This window comes from Micromonospora sp. NPDC049366 (assembly GCF_044466625.1).
Classification (GTDB): domain Bacteria; phylum Actinomycetota; class Actinomycetes; order Mycobacteriales; family Micromonosporaceae; genus Micromonospora.
The window spans coordinates 207,442-221,486 of sequence record NZ_JBITMV010000003.1 but is presented as its reverse complement, the minus strand read 5'-3'; the positions used below and the strand labels follow the sequence as shown (position 1 = coordinate 221,486).

The window sequence follows — 14,045 nt, the reverse complement described above, 5'->3', positions numbered from 1 at the left end:
CCGGCAGTCGGGGTCAGGGCGCGCCGGGCTCGGGTCGCAGCAGCTCCCGGGCGGCTTCCACGACCTCGGCCACCGGCACGTCCGTGACGAACGAGTCGCGGTGCGGGCACTCCCCGTCGCCCGGCCGGTGCGGGTAGATGCCGGGAGTGCAGTCCACCCCGCAGACCGGGCAGTGCACCGTCCACGAGGCGATCGGGCGGTGCCGGCCGCGCAGCGGGTTCGCCACGTTGATGAGGTTGCCGACCCAGAAGATGCCGACGGTGGCGGCGCCGACAGCCGCGGCCAGGTGCAGCGGCCCGGTGTCGTTGGAGATCACCAGCCGGGCGCCGGCGTAGCAACCGGCCAGGCCGCCGAGGCTGAGGGTGCCGACCTGCGGGCGGACGGGGACACCCGCCGCCGCGACCACCCGGTCCACCACCTCCTGCTCGGCGGGCGTGCCGGTGACCAGCACCTCGTACCCGTCGGCGACCAGCTCGCGCGCGACCTCGCCGAAGCGCTCGGCGGGCCAGCGGCGGCGGGTGTCGGTGGCTCCGGGGTGCAACGCGACCCGAGGCCGATCCTCCGGGCCCAGCACCTCGGCCGCCTCGGCCCGGTCGGCGTCGGTGACGGCCAGCGCCGGCATGATCGTGGTGGCCGGCGCGCCGAGCAGTGCGGCGACCTCCAGGTAGCGCATCACCTCGTGCTGGTAGTAGACGTACCGGAGCCAGCGGTCCAGTGGCGGTGCCCCCTCGGCGCGCAGCCCGGCGGTGACCCGGGCACCGAGCGCGGCGACGAACGGGTTGGAGTTGGCGCCGCCCCCGTGCACCTGCACGGCCACGTCGAAGCGTTCCCGGCGGGCCGCGGCCAGGAAGTCGTCCATCGACCCGGGCGTCTCGCCCGGCTCCGGGGCGCGGATGCCGTCCGCCGGCGGCACCACCAGCACCCGGTCCACCGGGCCGGGCCGGTCGCGCCACAGCTTCGCGTGCCACGGCGCGCCGAGCAGCACGATCTCCGCCTGGGGGTACGCGGCCCGCAGCGCGTCCAACGCCGGCAGCACGAAGATGAAGTCTCCCAACGCGTTGGCGCGCAGCACGGCGATCCGCTCGACGTCGGGCACGCGCTCGGCGACCGGGCCGAGCAGGGACGGGGCGACCACGCGGTCCCGCTACGGCCGGTCGATCTCGCCGGCCGTGGTGTCCGGGTGGTGCAGCTCCCGGTCCGCGGCCGGGTCGACCGGCATCGGCGTACCACCGGCGAGGCCGCCGGTGCGCGGCCCGGCGCGGCCGACGGTGATGGTGCGCGGCGTCGGCCGGGCGGCGCGCGGCAACCGTACGCGCAGCAGGCCGTGGTCCATGACGGCGTCGATGGCGTCCGGGTCCACCCGGGTCGGCAGGTCCACCCGGTACTCGAAGCCCCGCGTCTCGAAGCCACCGGGGATGCCCTGGTCGGCGTTGACCTCGGCCTCGGACCGGGCCCGTACGCAGAGCTCCCGGTCGTCCACCTCGACGGCCACCTCCTCCGGCGCGACACCCGGCAGCCGGACGATGACCTCCCAGCCGTCGGCGACCTCGCTGACCTCCACGTCGGGCTGGCTCGTGCGGGAGCCGACCAGCCGGCGCAGCTCGGCGCGCAGCGACTGCAGCTCGCCCATCGGGTCCCAGCCCTGCTGCCGGCCCCGCCAGCCCCGGCCGAACCCGCCGCCCTGCTCGCTCATGCCCACGCCTCTCCACTGGTCGGGTCCGGCCTTGTCGGGTTCGGCGGTACCCCCGCGTCCGGTCCGCAAACCTCACGCTCGCCGTGCCCGCCTAGGCTGGCGAGGCGAGGGCCACGACGTGGTGGTCCCACCCAACGGTGAAACGCCCCCGGGGAGGCTCGCGTGACGGTGGAGATCACGTCGGAAGAGGAACTGCGCGAACTGCTGGGCACGCCGCACGCCCGTGCCGCCAACAAGGACCGTCCCCGGCTGCACCAACGGGACCGCGACTGGCTGGCCGCCTCGCCGTTCTGCCTGGTGGCCACCGCGGGCGCGGACGGCAGCTGCGACGTGTCGCCGAAGGGCGACCCGCCTGGGTTCGCCCTGGTGCTCGACGACGAGACGATCGCGGTGCCCGAGCGCCCCGGCAACCGGCGGGCGGACGGCTACCGCAACATCCTCGCCAACCCACACGTCGGGCTGCTGTTCATGATTCCCGGTCGGACCGACACGCTGCGGATCAACGGGCGGGCCCGGCTGGTCCGGGACGCGCCCTGGTTCGACGACATGGTCGTCAAGGGCCACCGGCCGGTGCTCGCGGTGGTGGTGGAGATCGAGCAGATCTTCTACCACTGCGCGAAGGCGTTCCTCCGCTCCGAGCTGTGGCGGCCGGAGACCTGGCAGCCGGACGTGCTGCCCTCCCGGGCCCGCCTGATCAAGGAGGTCGAGGCCCCGACCGACAGCCTCGCCGACCTGGAACACCACTACGGCCCCAACTACCTAAAAACCATCTACACCTAACTAACCCCCAACCCCCGCCCCACCCCCCGCCCCGCCCCGCCCCGCCCCGCCCCGCCCCGCCCCGCCCCGCCCCGGCGATCTTGCACTTTCGGCCCTCCGTGGGGGCGATTTGTGCTGTTCGTCAGGGCGGAAAGTGCAAGATCGCGGAGGTCAGCCGGGGGTGGGGGCGGCGGGCGGGGGGCAGCGGGTGGGGGTTGCTAAAGGTAACTTTCTAAAGATAGCTTTAGGGTATGTCGCTGCCCCATGTGAAGCTGACCGATCCGAGGGCGTTGCGCGGCTACGCCCACCCGCTCCGGATGGCCCTGCTCGGGCTGCTCCGCCAGCAGGGCCCGATGACCGCCACCCGAGCCGCCGAACAGCTCGGTGAGAGCGTCGCGAGCTGCTCGTTCCACCTCCGCCAGCTCGCCAAGTACGGGCTCGCCGAGCGGGCGCCCGGCGCCGACGCCCGGGAGCGACCGTGGCGGGCCACGGCCCGTGTCACCTCCTGGGACGACGACTCGGACGACCCGCAGGTCCGCGCGGCCACCGACGAGCTGCACGCGGCCCAGCTCGCCCTCTACACGCGACAGGCCGAGGAGTTCCTCGCCCGGCGGGTCGACGAGCCGACGGAGTGGCGGGCGGTCACCGGCTTCAGCGACCAGTCCCTCTACGTCACGGCGGAGGAGCTGGCCGAATTGACGGGCCGCATCGACGCCCTGCTCGCCGAGTACGACGACCGCATCACCGACCCGTCCCGCCGGCCGGTCGGGTTCCGCCGGGTCAGCCTCATCCAACTCGCCGTGCTCTCCGCGTCATCCGGCGGTGGTCCGGCGACCGCGGAGGCCGCCGACGAGCCGGCCGCCGACCCCGCCGACCCCGCCCCCGCCGACCCCGCCCCCGCCGCTCCCGCCGGGGCCGGCGAGGCCGACGAGCCGGGTGCCGACCGATGAGCGTCGACCCGGGCGCGACATCGACGCCGCTCGCCGTCGGCGCCACCCCGCCCGCCCTCGGCGCCACCCCGCCCACCGTCACGCCGCGCGGCCCGGCCGAACAGGGCACGACCACCACGCCGCGCGTCCCGGCCGGACCCAGCCCGACCGACCCGCCGCACCGCCCGACCGTCACGGCTCGCGGTTCGGCCGACGCGAGCCCAACCGACCTGGCCAGCGGCCCGGTCGAAACCGCCGGCACCAACGCGGCGGGCAACGGTGTCGGCGTCGACAAGACCGTCGGCGTCGGGGTCCGGCACCGCCGGCTGCCCCGGTTGTTGCGGGAGCGGACGTTCCGCCGGTACTGGTCGGCGCAGACCGTCTCGTACTTCGGCGACGAGGTCTCCACGCTGGCCCTACCGCTGCTGGCCGTACTCGTCACCGACGCCGGCCCGGCGCAGATGGGCTACCTGACCGCGGCGCTGCTCGCGCCGAACCTCTTCTTCTCGCTGCTCGCCGGGGCATGGGTGGACCGGCTTCCACACAAACGACGGATCATGATCCTCAGCGACCTCGGCCGGGCGGTGCTGCTGGCCACCATCCCCGCCGCCTACCTGCTGGACCTGCTGACCCTGACCCAGCTCTACGCGGTGGCGTTCGCGATGGGCACCCTCGCCGTGCTCTTCGAGGTCGCCCGCGGCCCGCTCTTCGTGTCGGTGGTGCGGCGCCAGGACTACGTCGAGGCGAACACCCTGCTCAACGGCGCTCGGGCGATGTCCTTCGTCGCCGGGCCCAGCATCGGTGGCCTCCTGGTGCAGTTGCTCTCCGCGCCGATCGCCCTGGTCACCGACGCGCTGTCGTACGTCTGGTCCGCGTACTTCCTCGGGCGGATCCGGCCGACGGAGCCGCCGCCCGCCCGCGGACGCGGCCTGGGGATCGCCGAGGGGCTCCGGTTCATCGCCCGTACGCCGATGATGCGTGCGACCGTGCTCGGCACCACGACGCTCAACCTTTTCAACTTCATGTTCTCCGCGCTCTTCGTGCTCTACGCCACCCGGGAGCTGCACCTCTCACCCGGTCTGCTCGGTGCGGTGCTCGGTGCCGGCGCGGTCGGTGGCCTCTTCGGCGCGGCGATAACCGGTCGGCTGACCCGCCGGTTGGGTATCGGACCGACGATGGTGGCCGGGTTCGTGCTCTTCCCGGCGCCGCTGCTGCTCGTACCGCTGGCCGGCGGGCCCAAGCCGGTGGTGCTCGGGATGCTCTTCGCCGCCGAGTTCCTCTGCGCGGTCGGCGTGATGCTGCTCGACATCGTGACCAACTCGGTCCAGACCGCGCTCACCCCCGGATCGCTGCTGGCCCGGGCCAGCGGCGTGCGGCGCACCATCAACTACGGCATCCGGCCGATCGGCGCGCTGGCCGGTGGCGCGCTGGGCGCCGCCATCGGCGTACGCGAAGCGCTCTGGATCGCGACGGCGGGGGCGTTGACCGGCGCGCTCTGGGTGTTCTTCTCGCCGGCACGCCGCCTGCGTGACCTGCCGGAGCCCGCCGCCGGGTGACCGGAACGCTGGCCGGCACCCGGTACGCGGCCGGCCCCGCTACGGCTGGTCGGCCGGGTCGATCCCGAACAGCTCCCGGCAGGCGTCCAGCCCGTCGAGGCTCACCTGTGGACGATCCCCGGCCAGCCAGTCCTGTCGGGTCAGGCGCAGCCGCTGCGAGACCCGCACCTCGGCCCCGACCGCGTCCCGGCTGATCCCGTCCGGCCGGTAACCCAGCGCCCGGGAGACCGCGAGCGGCGCCGGGTTGTCGGCGAACGACTCGCTGACGGCGTGCTCGGCGCCGAGGCCCGCGAAGGCGAGGTGCAGCATCGCCGCCCGCATCTCCCGGCCGATGCCCCGGCCCTGGTGTTCCAGGCTCAGCCAGGACGCGCTGCGCACCTCCCGGAGCACGGCGAAGTCCCGCCCGCGCACCTGCTGCACACCCACCGGGCGGCCGTCCTCGAAAACGGCCAACTCCAGCGTCCACTGCTGCGGCGTCCACAGCCCGCGGTCCCGCCAGTGCCGCTGCACGACGCCCCGCGCCAGTTCGCGGGGCGGCAGATCCGTCCACGGGGTGAGGAACGGACGCTCGTTCGGTGGGTGGACGCCCCGGGCCGCCAGGTCGGCGAGGACCGCCAACTCGTCGTCGGTGGGTAGCCGCAGCTCCAGGCGTTCGGTGCGGACGCGGAGACCCAGCAGGGGCCAGTGGTCGACGATCACGGGCCATTCTGTGGACGCCGGGCCGCCCGCCGCACCCGGATTTCGCCGCGCACCCACCGACGCGCCGGGTTTAACGGACAGGCGGTCGGGCATGCCCGCCTGACTGCGAGATTCCCTGGGAGACAGCGATGCGCGGCTCGGCACTTCGCCCCCGTGAGGACGCGATCGAGGCACGGGTGACCATCGAACGCCCGGTGGCGGACGTCTTCGGCTTCTACCGGGACTTCCAGAACCTGCCCCGCTTCCTGGGGGACGTCCTGGCCGTCGATCGGATCGGGCCGACGACCCACCGGTGGACGATCGTCGCTCCGCTCGGCGTCCGCCTGGGCTCCACGATCAGGGTGACCCGGGCCCAGGCCGGGACACACCGACGTGCGGGAGGTGCTGGCGACGCCCCTCGGCGGGCTGGGGCGAGCCGCGCTGGCCCTGGTCGGCAGACCGCCCGCCGCCGAGGTGGCCGCGAACCTGCGCAGGCTCAAGCAGATCCTGGAGACGGGCCAGGTGACCGACACCGAACACGCGGTCGCCGGCAAGTTCGACGGACGACCTCGGTGATCCGATCCACCGGACGAACCCGCCCCGGAGCCGGCAGGCTGGCCCTCGTCGCCGGCGCTGCTCTTCGCGCGCCGCCGACTGTAGGCGGACGCGCCCGGTGAGCGGAACCCGGCCGGGCCGCACGACGTCAGACTCTCCATGCGGTACAGAGGATTCGGGGCGCTGGCCGTCACGCTCCTTCTCACCGGCTGCGTGGTCCAGACGACCCCGACGGCCGCACCAACGGGTCCGCCGGCCGCGCAGCCGGCCGAGCCCGGCTCCCACGACTGCGGCACGCTCCTCCTCCGCCAGGGCCAGACGGTGCCCACCGACGCGCTGCGGTGCGTCGTCGAGGCCGCCGAGAACCGGCAGCCGGCCCGCCTCGTCGTCACCCAGCCCACCACCGAGGGCGACCCCATCACCACCACCTACGCGGTTCACGGCGACGGACGGGTGGAAGTGATCACCGACGCCCGGGCCGACCGGTTCGGCTCCGGACGCGTGGAGCGCCAGACCTGCACCGGCCCGAGCATCGAAGACGGCAGCCGGTTGAGCTTCAACACCTGCTCCAGTCCGAAGCCCGCATGAGATGTTGGTCAGCACGTCGGCCGAGCCGCACGACCGGCCGGGCCGTGACTCCTCGACGCGTACCGTCAACCGCCCGTTCCACACCGAGATCCCGTCAATCCGGACGGAGTAGCCGCCGCTGGGTCTGTTCTCCAGCGCGTTCCGTCCGTTGATGTTTGCGGATGTTTCGCAGCGTCTTCAGTGCCTTCTTGGCAGCGGTACTCACGTGCCCGCCGGTCCGCACCGTGGCGTGGTCCTCGACGGCGAGGCGCGTCAGCAGCTTCTCGGCTCGTTCGTCGCCGGTGGCACCGAGCGCCCGTGCTGCCCAGAACCGCACTTCGGGATCGTCGTGTGAGGTCGCCTGGACCAGACGGTCGAAGGTTTTGATTGCAGGGTGCGCCAGCGCGGCCGACAGGTAGCCGGCACGTACGGGCCGGCGAGGCGACTCCAGCGCAGCCCACAAGTGCTCGATCGCCTCGTCGTCACCGATGTCGGCCAGGGCGTGGGCGGCAGCTGCTCTGACGTGCTCGGCTGGGTCGTCGAGCACCTGCGCGAGAGGCGTGACCGCAGTGGGATCACGTATCTCTCCCAGAGCTTCACAGGCGCTCTCGCGGGTGAGAGCCTCCGGGTGGCGAAGGAGGTCGATCAACAGCGGCGCGGCCGTCTGAAGGCGCAGGACGCCGCAGCCGATCGCCGCCCACCTCTGGCATCCGTACTCCTCGTCGGCAAGCGCAGCAAGGAGCGCTTCGGCCAGCGACTCATCACCGAACAACGCAAGGAGATTCAACGCGCGGGAGTAGATCTCGGGGTCGAAGTTGGGGTAACCGTTCACGATCTCCCTGAGGACCTCCTTCGCGGCCTCGTCCCCTTTCTCGGCTCCAGTCACGAGCGCACGCAGTGCCTCCAGCCGAACTTCACGGTCAGGGTCAGTCAGCTCACGACATCGGTCACGCATAGGAGACAACCTAGATCCGCCAATCAGCCCGTGAATCCCTCGCAGCGCTTGGACTCGGCCTGTTGTCAACATGCGTGCCTGGATGGCGGTCACGGCGCGGGATGCGGACCATTCGCGGACGGCACGGCTCGCGATGCTGTTGTCGACCGTGAGAACGGCGAAGCCCAGGTCGATGACCTGGGCTTCGGTACCGAGCCGCCGGCCAGCCACCGGCACTCAGCGTCCCGTCGCCGCTGCGCGCCGACCGCCGGCTCGGGCGGACGCGGCCGAACTGGCGATCCCATGGTTCACTGTCGCCCGTGACATGGCGAAGGATCACGCTGGTCGTGGCGGTCGTGCTCGCGCTGGTGGCTGTCGGCGGTTGGCGCTGGTGGCACAACCACCCGCCGTACGGGCCGGAGGCGCTGGCCGTCACCTCGTCACTCACGTTCGTCTCCCCGCAGGAGGCGCGGGCCGTGCTCGGCGATAACGTGCCGGCGCCCGTGCCCAACGAGGGCGACCAACTGGTGCTCGGCCGCGTGTCCTGGGAGGCTCCGCCCGAGCCGTTCGACGGCGGATACTTCGCGATCTTCCTCATCGACAAGCGGACCAACATCAAGGTGGGAAACTTCGCCGTCTCCTCGCCGCGGCCGGAGGCGATCAGCGCCGGGAGCGCCGGAGTGGAGAACCGGATCGCCGAGCGCTATCCCTGGCTGAAAGGCGCGGGCGACATCAAGGACGGCGACACCTGGTGGAGCCACGGCTCACGCCTTGCCGTCTCCGACGCCGAGGCCTCCCCGCTGACGTTCGTCGCGCAGATCCCGTACGTGAAGAGGCCCGGACTGGCGGCGGCCAGAACGGCCACCGCGCCCATCGCGCTGTCGGACCTGCTGTTGGCTCTGGCCTACCTGGGCCCCGACGGGCAGGTGTACTGGGCGCAGCGCCTCCAGGGCTAGCGAACCACTGGCACTGTCCCCGTGAGGCTCCGCTCATCACCGCAGCGGCGGTTCGCCGAAACGGCGGGCCCGGACGAGCGCATCGGTCATGATCTCTTCGGCTGTCCAAATGTGCTCTACGAAGTCGTCCACCGCCACACCGCCCGACTGCAACAGCGCGCGAGTCAGCGCCACCATCTCTTCCCGCCGCGAAACTCGGTAGTTGACCTGAACTGCCCAGGTAGGCCGCTGGTCGACCGCACGATCCAGCATCGCCACCATGTGCGCTTCCCAGTCGACGTACAGGTGACGGTCCTCCTCCACCAACCACACGAAGACCGGCCCCGGCGCGACCCACTGACCCGGCTGAGCGTGCGCAAGAGCGCCCAGGAGCCGCATCACATCGGCCTTGGTCATGGCCGGGAACACGAAGGCGTTCTCGCTCATGCGCAGACGATACGCACCGTCAGTGAGGATGAAAGCCCTTGAATACCGCGAGCGTGGCCGGCCCGGCCCGGCCCGGTTCTGGGATCAGAGTGCCCGTGCCATTTCGATCTCGGGGCCGAGGGATCCGTCGACACTCCTCCTGGTGGCCGTGAAGCCAATCTTCTCGTAAGCGCGTTGCGCGCGGATGTTGTCCGCATGCACATAGAGACGCGCCCTCGTAAGGTCCCGCTGACGCATCCAATCCAGTGCTGCGTCGAACAAGCGCCCGATCACACCCTGGCCGCGGTGCTCCGGCTGCAGGAAAACGCCCACCACATGCCCGCCGGACTGCTCGATCGTCTCGCCCTCGAAGTCCCGCTCGCCCGCCTTCTCGACCAGTGCGACCGACGTTCCCACCCAGGTGCCGTCATCGGCGATCGCGACGAACTGACATGCCCCCGCCTCTGGTCCAGCATCGCTGGAGGAACGCTGTGCGCGCCCCCGCCAGAACTCTTCCGGCTGGGCAGCACCTTCCTCATAGGACTCGACGAAGGCCAACGGGGCAGCCTCGTCCTTCAACGCCTTCAGACGCAGCGCCCGAACCTCACGCCACTCGTCGCCCCGGATCGGGCGGACCAGGTACTCGCTCACGTGCGGGGATTATGCCAGCGCTGCGCGCGGTAGCACCGGGCCAGAGAGCGGCCGTACTCCTGATCCGTAGATTCCCAAGACCACTCCGCAGCCGTGCGGCAACGTCCGCTTCGCCCTGGCCGCCACGCTCGCGGCAACCGGATCAGTCCGGGCTCGTCCGGCTCCGTTCGCCTCGGTGGCTCCCGGCCATGGCTTTCACCGTCAGGTAACCCATCAGCGGCAGGGTGTCCGTCGCAGTTGCTTTACAGGCCGCCGCTTACCAGTCACTATCATCTCGCACCTACTGACCCAGGGCCCCGCCGACCATAACCCTTCACCAACGCCTTTAGTTCGGTCATGGACTGACGGCTTCTGGAGGTAGAGCATGCTCTTCAAAGCCATCGTTACGGTGCTGATGATTATTGCGGGGTTGACTGCCATAATCTGGATGGCCAACTGGCCCTTCAACACCCCCTGGGAGAAGGACCTCACTGCCGAGCAACGTCGCATTCAAGCCATACACAATCGGCGTCATCATCGGGGTGTGGCGCGCATTTTGCTGCCCAGCCTTGCCGTCATTTTCGGAATTGCATCGGTGGAAATTCTGTCAGGGCCGAAAAGTGATCCGTTCGCAGCGGTAGTCATGGCCGTCTGTTCGGTTGTGTGCGTCGGCGTGTTCGGCGCTCTGATCAAGAGGGGGCGCAGGCGGCGCACCTCGACACGGCGATGAACTCTCTGGACGGGACAAGGCGGAGCGGTCGAGGGGCTGCGGCTGGAAGCCCGGTGGCTCATCGGCATCGCGCTCGGGCTTCGTCAAGGTGAGGTGCTGGGCTTGCGGTGGGAAGACGTTGACCTGACGGCGGGCACGCTTCGTGTTCGTGGCCAGTTGCAGCGCGATCCGGATTCAGGTGGGCTCGTGTTCGTCGAAACCAAGACGGCTCGGTCCCGCCGGACGTTGCCTCTACCCCCCACGGTGTTGGCGGCTCTGCGTCGTCATCGGGAGAGCCAGGCCGCAGAGCGTTTTGAGTCGGACCGTTGGGTAGACCCTGGCCTCGTCTTCGCGACGAGTGTCGGTACCCCGATCCATCCACTCAACGACTGCCGCTCATTCCGATAGATCATCCGGCAGGCTGGTCTGCGGCAAGTTCGTTTGCACGACCTCCGACACACGGCGGCAAGCGTCCTGCTCGCCCAGGGCGTACCCGCCCGCGTGGTCATGGAGATCCTCGGTCACTCGCAGATCAGCGTGACCCTCAACATCTACGCCCACGTCGCGCCCGAGATCGCACGGGAAGCCGCGTCCCGCATGGAAGGGGCGCTGTGGTCGGGTGAATAGGTTGGCTGCTCGCTTGGCTGCTCGGCCCTGCGAAGGCAAGCAAAAGGCCCAGGCCATGATCGGCGATCAAGCCGGTGACCTGGGCCTTTCTATGGAGCCGCCTGACGGAATCGAACCGTCGACCTACGCATTACGAGTGCGTCGCTCTAGCCGACTGAGCTAAGGCGGCAACGATCGCCAAGTGTACGGCACGCCTCCGCGCCCGCCGAACCGGATCCCCCGCTTCGGCGAGCGGTCGGGGCGGACATCCGACGCGTTCCGGTCGTTCCTCGGACAGCGTTCGCGGCAGGGCGGTACTACGCTGCGGCGGGTGACCGACGATCACCACCGCTCCGGTAACGCCGACCCGCGCGCGGACGACCTGACCAACGGCCCGGCCAGCGAGCCGGTCGGCGAGCGGGCCGCCCGTCGACCGCGGAGCATCGACCCGCTGGAGCTGGGCTTCACGCCCCGCAAGCCGGTGCCGTGGCTCGCGCCGCTTCTGCTGATCAGCACCGGCCTGCGTACGCTGCTGGCGATGCTCTTCGGGGCTTACCTCGACAAGCGGGAGCTGCAGAACTCCCTGGACGCCCGGATCGAGCGGCAGATCGGGCCGGACGGTGGGCTCTGGCTGGACTACGTGGCCGACCTGGGCGACGGCTTCAACGCCACCTACTCGGTGGCGTACCTGCTGGCGCAGCCGGAGCTGGAGGTCGACGGGCATCGACTGCCCCGCGCGCAGACCCTGGTGATGGGCGGGGACCAGGTCTATCCGTCGGCGGCCTACGAGGCGTACGAGGACCGGTGCAAGGGCCCCTACCAGGCCGCCCTGCCGGTGACTCCGCCCCAGCGGCCGACCCTGTTCGCGGTCCCGGGCAACCACGACTGGTACGACGGCTTGACCGCCTTCCTGCGGCTCTTCGTCCGCTCCCGGGACCGCCACTTCGGTGGCTGGGCCACCGGCCAGTCCCGCTCGTACTTCGCGGTGGAGCTGCCCGCGGACTGGTGGCTGCTCGGCCTGGACGACCAGTCGGGCTCGTACCTGGACGACCCGCAGCTCGCCTACTTCGACACGGTGGCGCAGCGGCTGGGACCGCACAGCCGGGTGATCCTGGCGGTGCCGGCGCCGACGTGGGTCAAGGCCGTCGACCACCCCACGGCGTACGACTCGATCGACTACTTCATCCGTACGATCATCTCGCCCACCGGCGCGCAGGTCCGGCTGCTGGTCTCCGGTGACCTGCACCACTACGCCCGGTACGCGGGCGACGATCGGCAGCTCGTCACGTGCGGTGGCGGCGGCGCCTACCTGTACCCGACGCACAAGCTGCCGGAGCGGATCGAGGTGCCCCCGAAGGACACCCTCGCCCGGCGGTCCAGCCGCACCCGCCCGTACGACCTGAAGGCCCGCTACCCGGAGGCGGCGCGCTCCCGGCGGTACGGCTGGGGCATCTTCCCCCGGCTGCCGCTGCGCAACCCGGGCTTCACGACGCTGCTCGGCACCCTGCACACGCTGCTGATGCTGGCGATGGCCGGTGTGGCGGCGAACCGGGTGGGCACCACCGAGCAGCGACTGTTCAGCGTGCCGCTGGTGCTGATGCTGGTGGTGACGCTGCTCGGCGCCGCCTTCTTCGCCAAGCCGCCCAGCGCCGGCGGCAAGCGGCACGCCCGACACTGGATCCTCGGTGTCGCGCACGGCCTCGCCCATGTGGGGCTGGGCGCGGCCGGCACGTGGGCCTGGCTGCACCTGCCGTTCTACGACTGGTCGTGGCCGCTGCCGGTGGTCGCTGCCGCCGTGCTGTACGGGCCGGTCAGCGGGCTGGTGGCCAGCCAGTTGGTGGCGGCGTACCTGCTGGTGGCCGGCGCGTTCGGGGTGAACCTCAACGAGCTCTTCGCCGGTCAGGGCATTGAGGACTCGAAGTCGTTCCTCCGGATGCGGATCGACCCGGACGGCACGCTGACCATCTATCCCGTGGCGGTCGACCGGGTGGCCCGCGACTGGCAACTCAACCCGGACCAGACCCCCACCGCCAGTTGGCTGACCCCGAAGTCGGCCCTGACCCCTCACCTGGCCGAACCCCCCATAACCCTGACCTGACCCAACCCCTCACCGGGACCCCGTTGGCGCAACGAGGGCGGCGCGGGTTAGGGGTTGTAGTGCTGGTCGTGGGCTTGGCGGGGGGCGCAGACGGAGGCTCGGGAGCAGGAGCAGCGGGAGCCGCCCGCGTCCAGCCGGACGGTGACCGAGTCGCGGGGGACGCTGTGGCCGACCACCCGGCCGTCGCCCTCGGGCGTCGTCACCCGGCTGCCCACCGCCGGGGCGGACTCCTGGAACCGCTGGTAGAGCGGATGTTCATACTTCAGGCAGCACATCAGCCGGCCGCACGCCCCGGAGATGCGCAGCGGGTTGAGCGGCAGGTCCTGGTCCTTGGCCATCCGGATGGTCACCGGCTCGAAGTCGGTGAGGAACGTCGCGCAGCACAGGTCACGGCCGCACGACCCGATGCCGCCCTGGACGCGGGCCGAGTCGCGCGCGGAGAGCTGGCGCAGCTCGACCCGGCAGTGCAGGGTGGCGCCGAGGTCGCGGACCAGTGAGCGGAAGTCCACCCGGTGGGGGGCGGTGAAGTAGACGGTGCTGCGCTCGCCGCCCTCACCGGAGCCGAGCACGTGGTCGACGGCCACCACCTTCATCGGCAGGCCGTGCGCCCGGATCAGCCGCTTCGCGGCCACCTTCGCCTCGGCCTTGCGCCGGCGCAGCGCCTCGTCGCGGCGCAGGTCCTCCTCGCCGGCCAGCCCGACCAGCTTGGGGAAGCCGTCGGTGTCCTCGCTGACCCACTGAGCCGCCCAGACGCACTCGGCCACCTCGGGCCCGTCGTCCGTGGGCACCAGCACCTTGTCGCCGACCTGCGGGGTCAGCGCCCCCGGATCGAGGTAGTAGAGGCGCCCGTACCGGTTGAAGCTGACCGCGCAGAGCATGCCCATCTCCCCACCCTACGACGGGCCGGCGGACGGCGGCGGGTGGGGCGTCGCCGGACGACTACACCGTGCAGCCATCCATGGCGGTCGAC

At 71.3% G+C, this 14,045-nt stretch carries 16 protein-coding genes and 1 tRNA gene; 9 read left to right on the top strand and 8 right to left on the bottom strand.

Annotated features, from left to right (window positions below; all coding sequences use genetic code 11):
* Positions 1-13: 13 nt before the first annotated feature.
* On the bottom strand, positions 14-1,135 hold the full coding sequence (locus ACIBTV_RS07035) for a glycosyltransferase family 9 protein (RefSeq protein ID WP_396703088.1): 1,122 nt from the start codon (positions 1,133-1,135) through the stop codon (positions 14-16).
* Positions 1,136-1,144: 9 nt separating this feature from the next.
* Positions 1,145-1,693, bottom strand: coding sequence for an Hsp20/alpha crystallin family protein (locus ACIBTV_RS07030; protein ID WP_396703087.1), 549 nt, complete (start codon positions 1,691-1,693; stop codon positions 1,145-1,147).
* A gap of 162 nt (positions 1,694-1,855) precedes the next feature.
* Here ACIBTV_RS07030 and ACIBTV_RS07025 point away from each other — a divergent pair, with 162 nt between their 5' ends.
* The 3 genes from ACIBTV_RS07025 (at position 1,856) to ACIBTV_RS07015 (ending at position 4,937) form a co-directional block, all read left to right on the top strand.
* The gene (locus tag ACIBTV_RS07025) at positions 1,856-2,473 is read left to right on the top strand and encodes a pyridoxamine 5'-phosphate oxidase family protein (RefSeq protein WP_396703086.1); all 618 of its coding nucleotides are present in this window, start codon (positions 1,856-1,858) and stop codon (positions 2,471-2,473) included.
* A 230-nt stretch (positions 2,474-2,703) separates the two neighbouring features.
* Positions 2,704-3,402, top strand: coding sequence for a winged helix-turn-helix domain-containing protein (locus tag ACIBTV_RS07020; protein ID WP_396703085.1), 699 nt, complete (start codon positions 2,704-2,706; stop codon positions 3,400-3,402).
* Positions 3,399-4,937 carry an MFS transporter gene (locus ACIBTV_RS07015; RefSeq protein ID WP_396703084.1) on the top strand — a complete coding sequence of 513 codons (1,539 nt, stop codon included), beginning with the start codon at positions 3,399-3,401 and terminating at the stop codon, positions 4,935-4,937. The genes ACIBTV_RS07020 and ACIBTV_RS07015 overlap by 4 nt, the downstream gene beginning before the upstream one ends.
* Before the next feature lie 39 nt (positions 4,938-4,976).
* Here ACIBTV_RS07015 and ACIBTV_RS07010 read toward each other — a convergent pair whose 3' ends face one another.
* Positions 4,977-5,636 carry a GNAT family N-acetyltransferase gene (locus ACIBTV_RS07010; RefSeq protein WP_396703083.1) on the bottom strand — a complete coding sequence of 220 codons (660 nt, stop codon included), beginning with the start codon at positions 5,634-5,636 and terminating at the stop codon, positions 4,977-4,979.
* A gap of 372 nt (positions 5,637-6,008) precedes the next feature.
* Between ACIBTV_RS07010 and ACIBTV_RS07005 the strand changes: the two genes are divergently transcribed.
* The gene (locus ACIBTV_RS07005; RefSeq protein ID WP_396703082.1) at positions 6,009-6,191 is read left to right on the top strand and encodes a hypothetical protein; all 183 of its coding nucleotides are present in this window, start codon (positions 6,009-6,011) and stop codon (positions 6,189-6,191) included.
* 138 nt (positions 6,192-6,329) lie between these two features.
* Complete coding sequence (locus ACIBTV_RS07000; RefSeq protein ID WP_396703081.1) at positions 6,330-6,758, top strand: DUF4362 domain-containing protein; 429 nt, start codon at positions 6,330-6,332, stop codon at positions 6,756-6,758.
* Between the two features lie 94 nt (positions 6,759-6,852).
* On the opposite strand, the gene ACIBTV_RS06995 is transcribed toward ACIBTV_RS07000, so the two are convergent.
* Entirely contained in the window at positions 6,853-7,902 is a 1,050-nt protein-coding gene (locus ACIBTV_RS06995; RefSeq protein ID WP_396703080.1) for a HEAT repeat domain-containing protein, read from the bottom strand.
* An 89-nt stretch (positions 7,903-7,991) separates the two neighbouring features.
* Here ACIBTV_RS06995 and ACIBTV_RS06990 point away from each other — a divergent pair, with 89 nt between their 5' ends.
* Positions 7,992-8,627 (top strand): hypothetical protein, encoded by a 636-nt coding sequence (locus tag ACIBTV_RS06990; protein ID WP_396703079.1) that lies wholly within the window; start codon positions 7,992-7,994, stop codon positions 8,625-8,627.
* 36 nt (positions 8,628-8,663) lie between these two features.
* Here ACIBTV_RS06990 and ACIBTV_RS06985 read toward each other — a convergent pair whose 3' ends face one another.
* The gene (locus tag ACIBTV_RS06985) at positions 8,664-9,053 is read right to left on the bottom strand and encodes a hypothetical protein (protein WP_396703078.1); all 390 of its coding nucleotides are present in this window, start codon (positions 9,051-9,053) and stop codon (positions 8,664-8,666) included.
* A gap of 84 nt (positions 9,054-9,137) precedes the next feature.
* The gene (locus ACIBTV_RS06980; protein ID WP_396703077.1) at positions 9,138-9,683 is read right to left on the bottom strand and encodes a GNAT family N-acetyltransferase; all 546 of its coding nucleotides are present in this window, start codon (positions 9,681-9,683) and stop codon (positions 9,138-9,140) included.
* A gap of 364 nt (positions 9,684-10,047) precedes the next feature.
* Between ACIBTV_RS06980 and ACIBTV_RS06975 the strand changes: the two genes are divergently transcribed.
* The gene (locus tag ACIBTV_RS06975; RefSeq protein WP_396703076.1) at positions 10,048-10,392 is read left to right on the top strand and encodes a hypothetical protein; all 345 of its coding nucleotides are present in this window, start codon (positions 10,048-10,050) and stop codon (positions 10,390-10,392) included.
* 387 nt (positions 10,393-10,779) lie between these two features.
* Complete coding sequence (locus ACIBTV_RS06970; RefSeq protein ID WP_396703228.1) at positions 10,780-10,998, top strand: tyrosine-type recombinase/integrase; 219 nt, start codon at positions 10,780-10,782, stop codon at positions 10,996-10,998.
* 92 nt (positions 10,999-11,090) lie between these two features.
* Here ACIBTV_RS06970 and ACIBTV_RS06965 read toward each other — a convergent pair.
* Positions 11,091-11,167 (bottom strand) — tRNA-Thr (locus ACIBTV_RS06965).
* A 192-nt stretch (positions 11,168-11,359) separates the two neighbouring features.
* Between ACIBTV_RS06965 and ACIBTV_RS06960 the strand changes: the two genes are divergently transcribed.
* A complete protein-coding gene (locus ACIBTV_RS06960) occupies positions 11,360-13,075 on the top strand; it encodes a metallophosphoesterase family protein (protein ID WP_396703227.1) in 1,716 nt (571 codons plus the stop codon).
* Positions 13,076-13,122: 47 nt separating this feature from the next.
* Here the strand turns inward: ACIBTV_RS06960 and ACIBTV_RS06955 are convergent, their stop codons facing one another.
* A complete protein-coding gene (locus tag ACIBTV_RS06955; protein ID WP_396703075.1) occupies positions 13,123-13,959 on the bottom strand; it encodes a stage 0 sporulation family protein in 837 nt (278 codons plus the stop codon).
* Positions 13,960-14,045 lie beyond the last annotated feature (86 nt).

Bases quoted from the DNA above. Each gene is read 5' to 3' on its own strand.
- ACIBTV_RS07030 (WP_396703087.1), bottom strand. From the start codon at position 1,693: ATGAGCGAGCAGGGCGGCGGGTTCGGCCGGGGCTGGCGGGGCCGGCAG.
- ACIBTV_RS07020 (WP_396703085.1), top strand. From the start codon at position 2,704: ATGTCGCTGCCCCATGTGAAGCTGACCGATCCGAGGGCGTTGCGCGGC.
- ACIBTV_RS07015 (WP_396703084.1), top strand. From the start codon at position 3,399: ATGAGCGTCGACCCGGGCGCGACATCGACGCCGCTCGCCGTCGGCGCC.
- ACIBTV_RS07000 (WP_396703081.1), top strand. From the start codon at position 6,330: ATGCGGTACAGAGGATTCGGGGCGCTGGCCGTCACGCTCCTTCTCACC.
- ACIBTV_RS06985 (WP_396703078.1), bottom strand. From the start codon at position 9,053: ATGAGCGAGAACGCCTTCGTGTTCCCGGCCATGACCAAGGCCGATGTG.
- ACIBTV_RS06975 (WP_396703076.1), top strand. From the start codon at position 10,048: ATGCTCTTCAAAGCCATCGTTACGGTGCTGATGATTATTGCGGGGTTG.
- ACIBTV_RS06955 (WP_396703075.1), bottom strand. From the start codon at position 13,959: ATGGGCATGCTCTGCGCGGTCAGCTTCAACCGGTACGGGCGCCTCTAC.